The 15732-nt window shown below is 32.4% G+C and carries 14 protein-coding genes, 1 other RNA gene and 1 pseudogene; 8 read left to right on the forward strand and 8 right to left on the reverse strand.

Features of this window, described 5'->3' with window-relative positions:
• Nucleotides 1-3: 3 nt before the first annotated feature.
• The 4 genes from aroK to rnpB form a co-directional block, all read right to left on the reverse strand.
• A complete protein-coding gene (aroK, locus tag BCI_RS00120) occupies nt 4-525 on the reverse strand; it encodes a shikimate kinase AroK (protein WP_011520236.1) in 522 nt (173 codons plus the stop codon).
• Nucleotides 526-811: 286 nt separating this feature from the next.
• On the reverse strand, nt 812-2173 hold the full coding sequence (gene pssA, locus BCI_RS00125; protein WP_011520237.1) for a CDP-diacylglycerol--serine O-phosphatidyltransferase: 1362 nt from the start codon (nt 2171-2173) through the stop codon (nt 812-814).
• 180 nt (nt 2174-2353) lie between these two features.
• Nucleotides 2354-3004, reverse strand: a complete 651-nt coding sequence (locus BCI_RS00130) for a DedA family protein (protein ID WP_011520238.1) — start codon at nt 3002-3004, stop codon at nt 2354-2356.
• Between the two features lie 534 nt (nt 3005-3538).
• An RNA gene (gene rnpB, locus BCI_RS03265) (RNase P RNA component class A) lies at nt 3539-3903 on the reverse strand.
• Between the two features lie 370 nt (nt 3904-4273).
• On the opposite strand from rnpB, the gene BCI_RS00135 reads away from it, so the two are divergent.
• Nucleotides 4274-4531, forward strand: coding sequence for a BolA family protein (locus tag BCI_RS00135; protein ID WP_011520239.1), 258 nt, complete (start codon nt 4274-4276; stop codon nt 4529-4531).
• Nucleotides 4532-4598: 67 nt separating this feature from the next.
• The gene (murA, locus tag BCI_RS00140; RefSeq protein ID WP_011520240.1) at nt 4599-5855 is read left to right on the forward strand and encodes a UDP-N-acetylglucosamine 1-carboxyvinyltransferase; all 1257 of its coding nucleotides are present in this window, start codon (nt 4599-4601) and stop codon (nt 5853-5855) included.
• A gap of 48 nt (nt 5856-5903) precedes the next feature.
• Here murA and BCI_RS00145 read toward each other — a convergent pair whose 3' ends face one another.
• Together BCI_RS00145 and BCI_RS00150 are read right to left on the reverse strand one after the other, a co-directional pair.
• Nucleotides 5904-7286, reverse strand: coding sequence for a Do family serine endopeptidase (locus BCI_RS00145; RefSeq protein WP_011520241.1), 1383 nt, complete (start codon nt 7284-7286; stop codon nt 5904-5906).
• A 94-nt stretch (nt 7287-7380) separates the two neighbouring features.
• Nucleotides 7381-7788 carry a ZapG family protein gene (locus BCI_RS00150; protein ID WP_011520242.1) on the reverse strand — a complete coding sequence of 136 codons (408 nt, stop codon included), beginning with the start codon at nt 7786-7788 and terminating at the stop codon, nt 7381-7383.
• Nucleotides 7789-8023: 235 nt separating this feature from the next.
• Here BCI_RS00150 and rplM point away from each other — a divergent pair, with 235 nt between their 5' ends.
• The 6 genes and pseudogenes from rplM to purD all read left to right on the forward strand — a co-directional run bounded on the left by rplM (nt 8024) and on the right by purD (nt 14111).
• Nucleotides 8024-8452 carry a 50S ribosomal protein L13 gene (rplM, locus tag BCI_RS00155; RefSeq protein WP_011520243.1) on the forward strand — a complete coding sequence of 143 codons (429 nt, stop codon included), beginning with the start codon at nt 8024-8026 and terminating at the stop codon, nt 8450-8452.
• Nucleotides 8453-8471: 19 nt separating this feature from the next.
• Complete coding sequence (gene rpsI, locus BCI_RS00160) at nt 8472-8870, forward strand: 30S ribosomal protein S9 (protein ID WP_011520244.1); 399 nt, start codon at nt 8472-8474, stop codon at nt 8868-8870.
• A 459-nt stretch (nt 8871-9329) separates the two neighbouring features.
• Entirely contained in the window at nt 9330-9824 is a 495-nt protein-coding gene (locus BCI_RS00165; RefSeq protein ID WP_011520245.1) for a TIGR00645 family protein, read from the forward strand.
• A 510-nt stretch (nt 9825-10334) separates the two neighbouring features.
• A pseudogene (gene rapZ, locus BCI_RS00170) lies at nt 10335-11190 on the forward strand (RNase adapter RapZ).
• A gap of 45 nt (nt 11191-11235) precedes the next feature.
• Entirely contained in the window at nt 11236-12816 is a 1581-nt protein-coding gene (purH, locus tag BCI_RS00175; protein WP_011520246.1) for a bifunctional phosphoribosylaminoimidazolecarboxamide formyltransferase/IMP cyclohydrolase, read from the forward strand.
• A gap of 20 nt (nt 12817-12836) precedes the next feature.
• Complete coding sequence (gene purD / locus BCI_RS00180) at nt 12837-14111, forward strand: phosphoribosylamine--glycine ligase (RefSeq protein ID WP_011520247.1); 1275 nt, start codon at nt 12837-12839, stop codon at nt 14109-14111.
• 109 nt (nt 14112-14220) lie between these two features.
• On the opposite strand, the gene BCI_RS00185 is transcribed toward purD, so the two are convergent.
• Together BCI_RS00185 and BCI_RS00190 are read right to left on the reverse strand one after the other, a co-directional pair.
• The gene (locus tag BCI_RS00185) at nt 14221-14700 is read right to left on the reverse strand and encodes an Hsp20 family protein (protein ID WP_011520248.1); all 480 of its coding nucleotides are present in this window, start codon (nt 14698-14700) and stop codon (nt 14221-14223) included.
• Between the two features lie 116 nt (nt 14701-14816).
• Nucleotides 14817-15719 (reverse strand): SPFH domain-containing protein, encoded by a 903-nt coding sequence (locus BCI_RS00190; protein WP_011520249.1) that lies wholly within the window; start codon nt 15717-15719, stop codon nt 14817-14819.
• Nucleotides 15720-15732 lie beyond the last annotated feature (13 nt).

The raw sequence follows: 15732 nt of genomic DNA on the forward strand, positions 1-15732 counted from the left end.
ATATTAGTTACGTTCTAGCATACTAATAATATGGTAAGCAACAACCTTAGCACTTTGTTCATTTGCACGAATAGTAATATCAGCAATCTCTTCATATAGAGGATTACGTTCACGGGCTAAAGCTTCTAGTACTTCACGTGATGGTATTTTTGCCTGTAATAATGGACGCTTTTTATCCCTTTTTGTACGTACTAACTGTTTTTCAATAGTAGTATCTAGATAAATAACTACACCACGTGCAGAAAGGCGGTTACGTGTTTCACGCGATTTTATTGATCCCCCGCCAGTAGCGAGAACAATACCCTGTTTTTCTGTTAGTTCGTTTATGACTTTTTCTTCCCTAGAACGGAAACCATCTTCACCTTCTACATCAAATACCCAACCTATATCAGCACCGGTTAGTCGTTCAATTTCTTGATCAGAATCAAAAAACTCCATATTAAGCTGTTGAGCTAACTGACGACCAATAGTGCTTTTGCCAGCTCCCATAGGCCCAATCAGAAATATATTGCGTTTCTCTACCATTGTTTGGTCTTATTAAAAGAATGATTAAATTACAAACCCGCTAATTAATATTAATAATATTAGCGGTAAACTTGAATGAACGACAGTACAATTTTAATATGAAATTATTAAATACTATGGGTAGTTTGGCAACTGATTAAATTAGACAATTTAATTATCAGAATAAAATTCTGTATAATTCAGAATTTATTTGTGACGTTACCGTATATATATATTTTGTACCTACTACCGCTATCAGCTTATGTCTGATCTTTGATCGGATAAAAAGAAAAAATAGATTTACTATTTAGAGTAATTTACTAATTAAGCGGTCAATCAGGATCGGTCGTAAACGATAAATAATTTTTCTTACTGTAGTTGGATATTCAGCAATGCTTTGTAATTGATTAAAATGGAGTATAACTTTAGTGTAAGTTCTTATGAAGGATAATTCTTGCTTACTTTGGAGATATAATTGGTTATAATGATCGTGAATTAATAGTCCATTTTCTAAATCCAGTAACCAAGAACGTGAATTAAGATTATTACTAGTTAATAATAGCCACTCATTATCTACCCATATACCCTTTACATGATAGCTATTTTCACCATTTTTCCATAGTCTTACTGTTAATTGACCGTTATCTATATAACGTTGTAGTCGGTAAAGAAAGTTACGTAAGTTCATTTCGTATAAATACGGTAGCATATTTATCATTTTAAATGGTTTATCATGAGAAATATAAAAGTCATTAGCCGTTTTATCTCCTACGATTATTTCAATCATCTTACCTTTACGTAATTGAGCAACTAAATTTTGCATTAGTAGCCTTGGCATATTAAAGTAGGGTGTACATAAAATAATCTTAGTATTTACTGTACAAATTAATTGATAAATAGTTTGGTTTAATATGCTTTGTTTACCTAAGCCAACTAATGGTGTAATCGCTAACTCATTCAACGTAGCACTTCCTTTATAGCTATAACAGGTATCGCGTAAAGATTGACGTAATAACTTAGTATAATGTTTAATCTGATATCTCTTAATACGCGTAGGAATATCTAATCTATTTACTGCTGGGGTAGTAAAAAATTGTTGTTTAATATAACTAAGTAAAGAATCAGCTAATGGTAAATTACGTATAATATGATAACGATCATATCGATATTTACCTTGCTGATGTAAATAAACATTATTAAGGCTAGCACCACTATAAATTACTTGATCATCAATGATAAAGCCTTTTAAATGTAGTACTCCAAGTGCCTCACGCGTGTTAATTGGGACACCATATACTGGTACTTCTATGCCGGGATGAGCTTTTACCATGTGGAAATACCAATCAGCTGCATTAGCATAATTATTATGACTACCAATACGACTACGCTGTGCTCGATGCCAATCTACTAAGACAGCTATTTCTAGATAAGAATTAAACTGCCGTGCTTGATATAGAGCATCAAGAATAACCTTACCACCTTGGTCTTGCTCTAAGGAAAGGGCAACGATATAGATTCTATATTTTGCTGTTAATATAGTTTTTAATAGCGTTTCACAAAAAGATTGAGGACTATAAAGTGTTTGTATATTTGCAGGAATTTGAGCAATTTTAGGTAATTGTAGCAGGTATTGTTTATTTTTTCTACTATATTTGAATGTTAATAACATCACAGTATACGTACTTTATTTACTTCTTTAGTAAAATGAATTTAATGGTATTGATTATTGACATATGCAGAAATATTAATAATATTAGATATTATCTACTAAAATAGTAATTTTGTATAAATAGTCTAATACTAAGATAGTCATTAGGTATACTCTATTCATAATATTTTACTCATATATTTATTTTTTTACACGTAATATTAATACTAGTGAACTAACTAATCCTACTGCTAAAAATATTAATGGTACTAAAATTAGTAATAACATTAGTTCCTTTTCGTAATGCTGGAATAATGTTGTTTTCCCTAGTATAAAGCCGAGGAATGTTAAGATGAAAACCCATAGAAAAGCGCTTATCCAGTTAAATAATTGAAAACGTGAACTACTAAGACCTGATAATCCAGCAATAGTCGGTAGTAAAGTTCGCACAAAAGCAATAAATCGTCCAACTAATAGTGCTGATAAACCATGACGATGAAACATATAGTAAGCTCGTATATGATATTGTTCTGGTAAATTAGCTAACCAACTTTTAACGCAACGATTATTTTCTAGCCATGTTCCCTGTAGGTAACTTATCCAACTACCGAAACTAACTGCCATAGTAAGTAATATGATAGTAATAGGAAACGTTAATGTTCCTTTTGCAATTAATACACCGATTAATATTAATAGACTATCACCTGGTAGAAATGCCGCTGGTAAAATTCCATTTTCTAAAAAGAGAATGATAAACACTAACAAATAAGTAGTCCAGACTATATTATGGTCAGAAAGTGTTTTAAAATCATGTTGCCATAAGGCATGGCATATTTCCTGTATTATATACATTTTCAATTCTCACAAATAACGGCATATTATGTTAGCGAGATACTATTCTATTACACCTGAAGTCTGTTTAAGCAGATGATAAATATCGGTTACTATAACTTTATCCGTGTTATATGTGCTTTTGCTAAAATTAGCACAATGAAGATAAAATCTTAGTAATTAATAGACTATTTATTAGAATAAATAGTTGAACTGTCATTTGAATACCAATAGACTTTTAGACTTTCACTAAAGTGACTCTGGACTAAGCTAAATATGAGCTTATTTTATTCTTAGGTAATATTATATACATGATATCATCAAAAATATATTTAATATATATGCTAATTCTTATTAAGAAGATATAATATATTCTTAATAAGAATTAGTAGTATAATTTCTTAAAATATGAGAATAAACCCAGACTTCTTCGTTAATAACGATTACCGTTATATATTATATTAGTAAATATCTACTTTGGACCTACGAACATAGGTAGAATGGATAAAGATAGTCTTTTTAATTCACACTGTTTTAGTCTGAATGTGCTCTTATGAGTGAAGTTGACCGTTAAGCCGGGTTCTGTCTTGGACAGTCATTTATCTAGACTAGTACTCACATACTAGTTCCAGCAGCCTACCCTGGTTTAAATGCGGGCTACACTTTTAACCTCTTTTTGGCCTTGCTCCAGGTGGAGTTTACCATACCGTACACTGTTACCAGCTACGTGGTGCGCTTTTACCACACCTTTTCACCCTTACCTTATCCCAAAAAATTGGTTATTGGCGGTTTGCTTTCTGTTGCACTTGTCGTGAGCTTACACTCCCCAGGTGTTACCTGGCACCTTGCCCTATGGAGCCCGGACTTTCCTCTCCTACGCTATTTGATAAAAGCGAAGCAGCGACTGTCTAGTCAACTTTCAACTCTAGGAGAGAGTATAAATGCTATGATATATTTTGTCATTGATAATATCTAATAAATTTATTGTCTAAACTAATAACTATTTTACTATATGCTGGTAATTGATAATTAATTTTTATTAAAATAATAAAATATATTACTAAATAACGAATCGTTATTAGCAGGTAAGCTATCTTCATAATTTCAATAAATATACAATATAATTTTTATTATATACATAAATTATTTAATATAATATTATTTTATGGTATAAATTGTTGTTCCATGTAATATAGGTTATAATTTATATGCTACATTAGTAGAATAGTTTAATATAAATTGTTTATTGCTTATTTCTATTATTTCAATATAGAAAAGGTAAATTTTAGTATGGATATACATGAAATTAAAGAGATACTCATATCATCTCTAGCATTAGACGAAGTCTATGTAAGCGGTAATAGTAGCCATATTCAAGTTATTGCTGTTAGTAAAATATTTGCTGGCATGAGTAGGGTAAAACAACAACAGACTATTTATGCACCACTAATGAAATATATAACTAATAATAGTATTCATGCTATATCAATTAAAGCATACACTATAGAGGAATGGCAAAGTTACGGTAAAAATTTATATAGATGTTAACTATTAATTTAGCTATTTCTCATAGTTTAATTACTATGTTTATTTAAATATAAACAATTACACAATCATGGATAAATTTCGCATCCAGGGACCTACCCAATTAATCGGTGAAGTTACTATTGCAGGAGCTAAAAATTCTGCATTGCCGATTTTATTCGCTACTTTATTAGCGGAAGAACCAGTAAACATACATAATGTTCCTAAACTAAAAGATATTGATACGGCTATACAATTAATTAGCCAGCTAGGTGCTAAAGTCAAATATAATAAATCAGTTTATGTAGATGCTAGTAACATCGCAGTTTATTGTGCACCATATGATTTAGTCAAAACTATGCGTGCTTCTATTTGGGCATTAGGTCCTCTTGTAGCACGTTTTGGACAAGGTCAGGTATCTTTACCTGGAGGATGTGCTATTGGTGCACGTCCAGTTGATCTACATCTTGATGGCTTAGCTAAGCTAGGCGCAACTATTACATTAGAAAAAGGGTATGTTAAAGCTTATATAAAAGGAAGATTACGCGGTGCTCATATTGTTATGGATAAAGTTAGTGTTGGAGCTACGGTAACTGTGATGAGTGCAGCTACTTTAGCACAAGGTATAACTATTATCGATAATGCAGCACTGGAGCCAGAAATTGTTGATACAGCTAATTTTTTAATAACTCTCGGCGCAAATATTATAGGTGCTGGTAGCAATCAGATTATTATTGATGGTGTTACGTCTCTAGGTGGAGGAGAGTATAGGGTGCTACCAGATCGGATTGAAACAGGCACGTTCTTGGTAGCAGCTGCTATTTCTCGTGGACATATTGTTTGTCATGCTACACGACCGAACATGCTAGATGCTGTTATAGCTAAATTACGTGAGACAGGTGCTAAAATCGAAACAGGAGAAGATTGGATTAGCTTAAATATACATGGAAAACGTCCTAAAGCTATTACGGTACGTACAGCACCATATCCTGGTTTTCCTACAGATATGCAGGCACAATTTAGCTTACTTAACCTCATTGCTAAAGGAACTAGTGTTATTACTGAAACGATTTTCGAAAATCGTTTTATGCATATACCAGAACTCATGCGTATGGGTGTACATGCAAAAATTGAAAATAATACAATTATATGTCATGGTGTAGAAAAACTTTCTGGTGCACAAGTCATGGCTACTGATTTACGCGCTTCTGCTAGCTTAGTATTAGCTGGTTGTATTGCCGAAGGTGTTACGATTGTAGATCGTATCTATCATATCGATAGAGGTTATGATTGTATCGAAAATAAATTACGTAATTTAGGAGCTAATATCGAACGTATTTATAGTTAGTCCTAGGTTTATTATTTCAAATAACATCACTGAATCACTAGTTAGTTGTTACTTTAACCAGACAAAGACATGATTATCACCACGCATTATATCGAGGGCTTTAACAGTAGGTTTACGTTCTAAAGCTTTACGTAACTCAGCTAAATTATGCACTGGTTCAAGATTTAATCCAACAATTAGATCATGCTGTTGTAGGCCAAGTCTAGCAGCTGGAGAACCTTTTATTATACTTTCTACTAGTATTCCTTTAGTACCATCTTTTCTTTTCCAGTTGCTGAGAATAGCACCTTGTAGTTCAGGTGTTAATGCTTCTTGGTTAAAGATAGTTGAAATATTATCATCTAGTATTACAGGTATATTAAATAACCTATTATTACGTAGTATTCCTATATTAATGGTTTTACCTGGCATAGTTGTACCAACTTTTACACGTAGTTCATCGAAGTTATGAATAGGTTTACCATCTACCGATAAGATAATATCTCCTGCTTGAATTTTAGCTTTAGCGGCTGCTGATCCAATTATGACTTCGCTTACGAAAGCTCCATGCTGATTTTCAATATGAAAAGCCTGAGCTATATCCATAGTTAATTCTGTGCCTCTAATCCCAAGCTGGCTACGTTTTACTTCACCAAATTCTATTAGCTGTTGGCTTAAATTTTTAACAATATTGCTTGGAATAGCAAAACCAATGCCAATATTCCCACCACCAGGTGCTAGAATAGCAGTATTAATGCCTATTAGTTCACCTTTTAGGTTAACTAGCGCACCACCAGAGTTACCTCGGTTTATTGAGGCATCCGTTTGAATAAAGTGTTCTAACCCTTCTAAATGAAGTCCACTACGACCTAGTGCTGAAATAATACCAGAGGTTACAGTCTGATCTAGGCCGAATGGGTTACCTACTGCAATAGCAAAATCACCAACTTTTAATGTATCAGAGTCTGCCATTTTAACTTCAGTTAAATTTGTTGAATCGATAGGTAACTGTAGTAATGCTAGATCAGTTTGTTCATCATATCCAATAATTCGAGCATTAAATTTACGACCATCGTTCAACTGTACTTTTATTTGATCGGCCCCAGTAATAACATGATTATTAGTAATAATATAACCTTGATTAGCATTAATAATTACTCCAGATCCAATTCCTTCGAATGGTCTTGTACTATAGTTATCACTGGGGAAATCTGGCCCAAAAAAATATTTAAATTCTTTTGGTACAGGAAAAGCAAATTGTGGTGTTGATTGTGTGCCTTCTACATGAACGCTAACAACTGCAGGTAGCACTTTTGCTAACATAGGAGCTAGACTAGGTATGTTATTTTGTCCATTAACGTCGATTGGTAGTGCTGCTATAAGAGAGCAAAACGGTAAAAAACTTAGGCCCAAACTAAGCATCAACACTTTAAATAAAGACATTTTTTTCATTTTAAGGTTAACTCGCTTTTTATTTATTAGAAGTAACCGTATATATGTCTGCTTCTAATGAGTTATGCTAGCTAAAATACAATTGTAAGTATTATTACTTTTTATGTTCGGCATAGCTAGATTGTTGTAATTTATTTGTAGTTTTTGAATATTTATGCCATGGTTGTATTTCAGCGGGAATTTGATCATTATCTGCTTCCGTTAGACGATAACGAAATGGATTATCTTTATTTCTTTGATCGTCAGATAGTAAACTATGAGAACTATTTGCTATGTGTTGATATAGTTGCTGATAGCTATTAGCCATATTATTTAGTAATTCGGCACTACGAGCAAAATAGCTGTTCAATTCCTGATTATTCTGATTTATTTCAGCTTTACTCTTTTCTAATTCATTTTGTAAATTTTGTTGATGACGTAACTTGCGATTACCAAACCGCATTGCTACTACTCCTATCATTATTCCTACTAAGAAGCTAATTAGCGTAGGTTTCCAGATCATAAAGACTCCTCTTTACGTTATACTATAGTGTTAAACATATAGTTAGCTATAAATAGCAAAACTTAATTATGTGATAAATCTTATTTTAAGAAGTTATTCACTATATTAGTGACTATTATGTTAAAATCATAAGCTATGGTACCTTAGTTACATTAGCTAGATTAATTCATAATATATAATTTAGTTGTTGTTTGTTAATAATAGTAACATTTAAAAGAATAGGGTTAGTTTTATCATGAAAACTTTTACAGCAAAACTAGAAAATATAAGACGTAACTGGTATATTATGGACGCTAGTAATAAGATTTTAGGCCGTTTTGCTAGTAATATTGCTCTTCGTCTACGTGGTAAGCATAAAGTAATTTATACTCCACATATAGATACAGGCGATTATATTATTGTGTTAAACGCAAAAAAAATTACCGTTACTGGAAATAAACTCAGTGATAAAAAGTACTATCATTACACAGGTTTTGTTGGTGGAATTAAAGAACAAAATTTAAAAGATCTGATGACTAAAAGGCCTGAGTATGTAATTGAAAGAGCAGTAAAAGGTATGTTACCCAAAGGTGCCTTAGGTAAGGCAATGCTAAAAAAACTAAAAGTATACGCTGGTACTGAGCACCAACATGCAGCACAGCAACCGCAAGTTTTAGAAATTTAGTAAGGATGGATTATAAGTTATGGTAGCTGAAAATCAATACTATGGTACTGGTCGCCGTAAAAGCTCTTCCGCTCGTGTTTTCATGAGTAAAAATGGTAGTGGTAATATTATAATTAATAAACGTAATATAGATCAGTATTTTGGCCGAGAAACAGCTCGTATGGTTGTGCTTCAGCCACTCGAACTATTCGATATGGTAAGCAAAGTAGATGTATATGTTACTGTAAAAGGTGGTGGTATATCTGGGCAAGCAGGAGCGATAAGACATGGTCTTACCTGTGCTCTAATGAAGTATAATGAACTACTACGCGTAGATCTACGTAAAGCTGGTTTTGTTACTCGTGATGCTCGTAAGGTTGAACGTAAAAAAGTTGGGCTACATAAAGCTCGACGCCGTCCGCAGTTCTCTAAACGTTAATTAAATAGTGAACTTAAAAATTAAATTTAACTGCTAAGTAAGAGAATATACTAGATCCTTAACATAGTTATAAAACCCGGGTATCTTCCGGGTATTATAGCTAGTTATTCTCTAGCTATCTTTATACTGTTAATATTCTTAAAGTAGTTTTGCGTATAACTATACTATATAGTATAGGCTGTTTTACTTAATAACCATAACATTAATCTTACAGATCAACACTTGCTCGAATATGATTCTCTTATTAAGATTAAATGTACCTACCGCTACTATAAGGTAGCTTTTTTATTCAAAAAAACTTAATAGTTAACAATCTTATCCTCTCTAATAGATTTCTTATCTTATTTAATAAGTAAATATTGCTAAGTAAATATTGCTAACCTATTTTTTAGCAACTTTAATATGTATAACATGCGTATCGAGAATTAAATTGATTGTATTAAAACAATGGAAATTGTAATGAATAAAATAATAGAAAAAATGATTTATGAATCTAGATGGCTTTTATTTCCTGTTTATATAGGACTTTCTTTTGGTTTTATCTTATTAACTTTAAAATTCTTTCATGAAATAATTCAGTTTCTACCAAAGATTTTTGATATGCCTGAGTCTGACTTAATATTAATTGTTTTATCAATGATAGATATAGCACTTGTAGGTGGATTATTAGTAATGGTAATGTTTTCAGGATATGAAAATTTTATTTTAAAAATGAGTGATGATTGTAATCAAAAAAGGTTAAATTGGATGGGTAAAATGGATGTAAATTCGATTAAAAATAAAGTAGCATCTTCTATTGTGGCTATTTCTTCTGTACATCTTTTACGTATTTTCATGGAAGCAGATAGAACACGAGATAATAAAATTATGTGGTGTGTTATTATTCATTTAGCTTTTGTCTTATCGGCTTTTGGTATGGCATATATTGATAAAATGAGTAAAACTAAATCTTAGTAGATATACTAGTTCTAGTAGGTTAGTTTTTTGACAAAAAATTATTTGTTGAAAACATAATGGCTTTTTATTAAATTTATATTTGTCTTATCAAATAATTATCACTAAAGATAATATAATTATACTATATATTATATATCAGTATACTAGTTTTCTAGAATAGTCAGCTTTTATCACCAGTCCAGTATTAGCATACTAACCTTAGTTCTCTAATTTTAAAGCTAACAATCAATTTTTGTGAAACATTTGAACAATTATTAGGTCAAAATCTCATAGCCTTTTAGGCTAAAAATGAGCTCGCTAAAATCTAGACATTAAAATAATAACTTATTGTAAATCTTTATATAACAATTTATAGCTATAATTGTAAACATACAGTAATATGATATATTATCTTAGTGAAGACAGTTAAAATAAATCTTCATTTATAATGTTATTATTCAATAAGTTATTAACATCAATAAACCATATCAATTTCTTGGAAAAATTCAGCCATAGGTGTTTACCGTCATGGTACTGATGATTGTCAGTGGTCGATCTGGTTCAGGAAAATCTGTTGCGTTACGAGCTTTAGAAGATATGGGTTTTTATTGTGTCGACAATCTACCAGTAATACTACTACCACAATTAGTAGATATGTTTATTAAGAGTAATATTTCTGTAGCAGTTAGTATTGATATACGTAATATGCCTTGTTCACCAGCAAAATTAAAAAACACCATCGATAGTTTTTTTTTATTGCAAGTATTTTTACCACAAATTTTATTCCTAGATGCCGAGTATAATACTCTGATTCGTCGTTATAGTTATACGCGCCGGCTACATCCTTTATCGCATCGCAATTTTTCGTTAGAAAATGCGATTAATGAAGAAAAAACTCTATTAGAACCACTACGCTCATGCGCAGATATGTTTATAGATACTACTGAGATGTCTGTACATGAACTAGCCTCAATATTACGTACCCGTATTTTAGGTAAATACCAGCGGGAAATGACTATCATATTTGAATCATTTGGTTATAAATATGGTATTCCTATTGATGCGGACTACGTTTTTGACGTACGTTTTTTGCCTAATCCCTACTGGGAACCTAAATTAAGAAAAATGATTGGTCTAGACCAACCTGTTGTAAGATTCCTCAATCGACATGTTGAAGTACATAATTTTATTAATGAAACTTGTCGTTATCTAGAACATTGGCTACCAATGCTAGAGATTAATAATCGTAGTTATCTTACAGTCGCAATAGGTTGCACGGGGGGGTAAACACCGTTCGGTATATATAGCTGAACAGTTAGCTAATTATTTTAGATCACGAGGTAAAAATGTTAATTCATATCATAGAACAATAAAAAAATCATAAGAATATCATATTATTATATGTTAATTGATCTAGGAATAATTGACTATGCAAAGACCGATTATTATTCGCCGTGCTTTACTTAGTGTTTCAGATAAAACAAATATTTGTGAATTAGCAAAATCATTATTAAAAAGAGGTGTTCAGCTTATATCTACTAACGGAACAGCACGATTACTGGTAAACGCTGGAATACATGTTACAGAAGTATCTAATTACACAGGATTCCCAGAAATAATGGATGGCAGAGTAAAAACATTACATCCTAAAATACATGGTGGTATCCTAGCCCGTCGTAATATCGATGATACTATCATGCAACAGTATAAAATTGAGCACATTGATATGGTTGTAGTTAATCTCTATCCGTTCGCTGAAGTAGTAGCATCTGCAACATGTAACCATGAAAAAGTAGTAGAAAATATTGATATCGGTGGTACAGCTCTTTTGCGTTCTGCAGCTAAAAACTATAGCAATGTAGTAGTTGTAGTCAGTATTAATGACTATATCTCTATTATTAATGAAATAGATTGTAATAATGGTGCTGTTTCCTTAGAAACACGTTTAAATTTAGCGATTAAGGCATTTCAACATACTGCTACTTATGATAGTCAGATCAAAGACTATTTTACAAGCCAGGTATATACTGATAGTAGTAAGTGTTCTAGTATATTTCCACCTATCTTGAATATTAACTTTGTTAAGAAACAAGATATGCGTTATGGCGAAAATCAACATCAATTAGCAGCATTTTATCTTGATACTAGAAATAAAGAAAAATCAATTGCCACTACAAAGCAGCTACAAGGGAGAGCCCTTTCTTATAATAATATAGCTGATGCTGATGCAGCATTAGAGTGTGTGAAAGAATTTAGTGAACCAGCTTGCGTAATTGTTAAACACATTAATCCGTGTAGTGTGGCAATGGGCAAAACAATATTAGTTGCCTATCAACGTGCTTATGAAACTGACCCTACCTCAGCTTTTGGAGGAGTAATCGCTTTTAATAGATCATTAGATTTATGCACTGCTCAGGAGATTATTGCTCGTCAGTTCATAGAAGTAATTATTGCACCAACAGTAGATCAAGAAGCTCTATTAATACTAGCTAAGAAAAAAAATATAAGAGTGTTGAGCAGTGGACAATGGAATAAACCGATACCTAATCTAAATTTTAGACAAGTGAATGGTGGGTTATTAGTACAGGAACGCGATTTAGTTATGATAAACTTACATGATTTACGTATAGTAAGCCAACGTCAACCGACTACTATGGAGATACAAGATGCACTTTTCTGCTGGAAAGTAGTCAAATTTGTTAAATCAAATGCAATTGTTTATGCTAGAAATCAACGCACCATTGGTATTGGTGCTGGTCAAATGAGCCGTATAGACTCTGCTAAAATTGCGAGCATAAAAGCTATAGACAACAAACTTAATATACGTGGATCAACAATGGCTTCTGATGCGTTCTTTCCTTTTCGGGATGGATTAGATTCAGCAGCTAAAGTTGGTGTTAGCTGTGTAATTCAGCCTGGTGGGTCTATTCGTGATCAAGAAGTAATTACAGCTGCTAATGAACATAATATAGCTATGATATTTACTAATATTCGTCATTTTCGCCACTAAATAAAGATAGGAGCCAAGTAATGAATATTTTAATTATTGGTAATGGCGGACGTGAACATGCTTTAGCATGGAAGGTGGCAAACTCTAATTTAGTAAATAAAGTATTTGTTGCTCCTGGTAACGCTGGCACTGATCTTGAGGCTTCATTAGAAAATATTGACCTCTCAACTGAGATTCCAAAACTAGTAGAGTTTGCAAAACAGCATGATATAGGTTTAACTATCGTTGGTCCAGAAACATTATTGGTAGAAGGTATCGTAGACATTTTTCAAACTGCTGGGCTCAGGATATTCGGCCCTACTAAAGCTGCAGCACAGTTAGAAGGTTCGAAGATTTTTGCGAAAAATTTTCTTACTCGTCATCGTATCCCAACTGGATTTTATCAACATTTTACAGAAATTAGTCCTGCAATAGCTTACGTTAAACAACAAGGTACACCTCTTGTAATTAAAGCAAATGGATTAGCAGCTGGTAAGGGAGTAATAGTTGCCTTTACACAAGCAGAAGCAGAATCTGCCATTAAGTATATGCTCACTAAGCATAGCTTTGGTAAAGCTAATAATAGTATTCTTATCGAAGAATACCTCCGTGGTGAAGAAGTTAGCTTTATGGTGATGGTAGATGGTAATAATATTTTACCAATGGCTACTAGCCAAGATTATAAACGAGTAGGAGAAAACAATACAGGACCTAATACTGGCGGTATGGGTGCTTATTCTCCAGTACCAGCAATTACTGATCAATTGTATCAAATAATACTTAACCAGGTAATATATCCTACAATCCAAGGTATGGCATCAGAAGATAATCTTTATACTGGTTTTCTTTATGCGGGGTTAATAATTACACCAGATGGACAGCCAAAAGTACTTGAGTTTAATTGTCGTTTAGGTGATCCGGAAACACAAACGATTATGTTACGTATGCGTTCCGACTTAGTTGCTCATTGTTTAGCAGCTATTAAAGGCAAATTAAATCAAGAAAAAGCAATATGGACAAAAAAATCAGCACTAAGTATAGTGCTAGCATCAGGTGGTTATCCTCATCATTACCGTATTGGGGATGAAATATATGGCCTACATAATATTCAAAATAATCAAGAACAAAAGATTTTTCATGCTGGAACGAGCTTAACAAAAGGTAAAATTATTACTCAAAGTGGTCGTGTTTTATGTGTTACTGCATTAGGTTCGACTTTAGAAGAAGCTAAAGTTAATGCTTATCGAATAGCCGATTTAATATCATGGCCAGATAGTTTCTACAGGCGAGACATTGGTACTAGATTTAAAACCTAGTATACTCTTCTTTTATTAAGCATTTTAATCAAGGTCAAAAAATACTTACATAGTATAAAACGCCTCAGTAATCTCAATTTCATTGAGGCGTTTTATTTTTGTTAAAAAATTACTTGATAAGTGTAGCTGATTCTTTTTGTACCTTAATAGCAATTTTTTTAGGTTTTTCTTCTTCAGGAATATAGTAATTAAATTGTAGGATTAGTAGACCATTATCTAAATTGGCTTTCTGGATATTAATCCTATGCTCTAAATTAAAACTAAGTGCAAAAGATTGCTTTGTTATTCCATGATGTAACCATTTAATCTCGGTTTTTTCATGTTCATCAGAAGATTGCTGTTCTTGTTTTCCACTAATAGTAAGCTGGTTATTCAGTACAGAAATATCTAGCTCTTCCTGTGTATAACCTGGGACACTAATTGTGAGTTCGTAATGTTCTTTATCTTTTTGTATGAGATTATATGCTGGGGTATCTACTAGCGGTTTTTCTCCGGTTAGCCGACTAAATAGATTATCCATTTGGGTAAATCTATCAGACAACAAATTATTGCTTAGTGCAGGAATCAAAGATAGGGAACGATAAGCCATATTTTTTCTCCTTAGGAAATAAAATACTTATAATAGTAAAAAATAATTTTTTATTATACCTATATAATATAGGAAGTTAAAATACACAATTACATTATGGTTACTTAATTATTTGGTTATTGTTTACCCTTTTTAATTAATTCTACTATACTACCAATAGTACCTATAAAATTACTTGCCTCTAATGGCATCATTACAATTTTGCTATTTTCGGATGCACCAATAGCTTGCAAAGCATCAGTATATTTCTGAGCTACAAAATAACTAATAGCTTGAATATTACCATTTGCAATAGCTTGTGAAACAATTTTAGTAGCATGTGCTTCAGCTTCTGCTGCACGTTCACGAGCTTCCGCTTCTAAAAATGCTGATTGTCTTTGACCTTCTGCTTTAAGAATTTGTGCTTGTTTTTCTCCTTCAGCTTTTAAAATAGCTGCTTGTCTAACTCCTTCTGATTCTAATATTTCAGCACGTTTTGTTCTTTCTGCTTTCATTTGAGCATTCATCGAAGCTACTAATTCAGCTGGTGGACGTACATCACGAATTTCAATCCGTGTTATCTTGATACCCCAAGAGTTTGTTGCTTCATCTACTATATGTAATAAGCGACTATTGATATTATCCCGTTGTGAAAGCATTTCATCTAATTCCATTGAGCCTAACACAGTACGTATATTTGTCATAGTTAGGTTAGTAATAGCTCGATCTAAATTACTAACTTCATAAGCGGCACGTGCGGCATCAACTACTTGAATAAAACAAACTGCATCAATAGTTACATTAGCATTATCTTTAGAGATAATTTCTTGTGATGGAATCTCGAGTAACTGTTCCATAACATTAATTTTTCTACCGATACGATCAATTAATGGCAAAATAATGTTTAAACCTGGCATGAGCAAACAGGTATAACGACCAAACCTTTCTACAGTCCATTGGTAACCTTGTGGTACAATTTTTATACTAGCTATGGCAGTCAAAAATAAAGCAATAATAATCAAGATAATGAAAATAAACATTTGATATATTTCT

This window comes from Baumannia cicadellinicola str. Hc (Homalodisca coagulata) (genome assembly GCF_000013185.1).
GTDB lineage: Bacteria > Pseudomonadota > Gammaproteobacteria > Enterobacterales > Enterobacteriaceae > Baumannia > Baumannia cicadellinicola_E.

Coding starts and splice junctions, on each gene's coding strand:
- BCI_RS00150 (WP_011520242.1), bottom strand. CDS start 7,788: ATGATCTGGAAACCTACGCTAATTAGCTTCTTAGTAGGAATAATGATA.
- aroK (WP_011520236.1), bottom strand. CDS start 525: ATGGTAGAGAAACGCAATATATTTCTGATTGGGCCTATGGGAGCTGGC.
- BCI_RS00130 (WP_011520238.1), bottom strand. CDS start 3,004: ATGTATATAATACAGGAAATATGCCATGCCTTATGGCAACATGATTTT.
- purD (WP_011520247.1), top strand. CDS start 12,837: ATGAATATTTTAATTATTGGTAATGGCGGACGTGAACATGCTTTAGCA.
- BCI_RS00135 (WP_011520239.1), top strand. CDS start 4,274: ATGGATATACATGAAATTAAAGAGATACTCATATCATCTCTAGCATTA.
- BCI_RS00190 (WP_011520249.1), bottom strand. CDS start 15,719: ATGTTTATTTTCATTATCTTGATTATTATTGCTTTATTTTTGACTGCC.
- rpsI (WP_011520244.1), top strand. CDS start 8,472: ATGGTAGCTGAAAATCAATACTATGGTACTGGTCGCCGTAAAAGCTCT.
- BCI_RS00185 (WP_011520248.1), bottom strand. CDS start 14,700: ATGGCTTATCGTTCCCTATCTTTGATTCCTGCACTAAGCAATAATTTG.
- pssA (WP_011520237.1), bottom strand. CDS start 2,173: ATGTTATTAACATTCAAATATAGTAGAAAAAATAAACAATACCTGCTA.
- purH (WP_011520246.1), top strand. CDS start 11,236: ATGCAAAGACCGATTATTATTCGCCGTGCTTTACTTAGTGTTTCAGAT.
- rplM (WP_011520243.1), top strand. CDS start 8,024: ATGAAAACTTTTACAGCAAAACTAGAAAATATAAGACGTAACTGGTAT.
- murA (WP_011520240.1), top strand. CDS start 4,599: ATGGATAAATTTCGCATCCAGGGACCTACCCAATTAATCGGTGAAGTT.
- BCI_RS00145 (WP_011520241.1), bottom strand. CDS start 7,286: ATGAAAAAAATGTCTTTATTTAAAGTGTTGATGCTTAGTTTGGGCCTA.
- BCI_RS00165 (WP_011520245.1), top strand. CDS start 9,330: ATGAATAAAATAATAGAAAAAATGATTTATGAATCTAGATGGCTTTTA.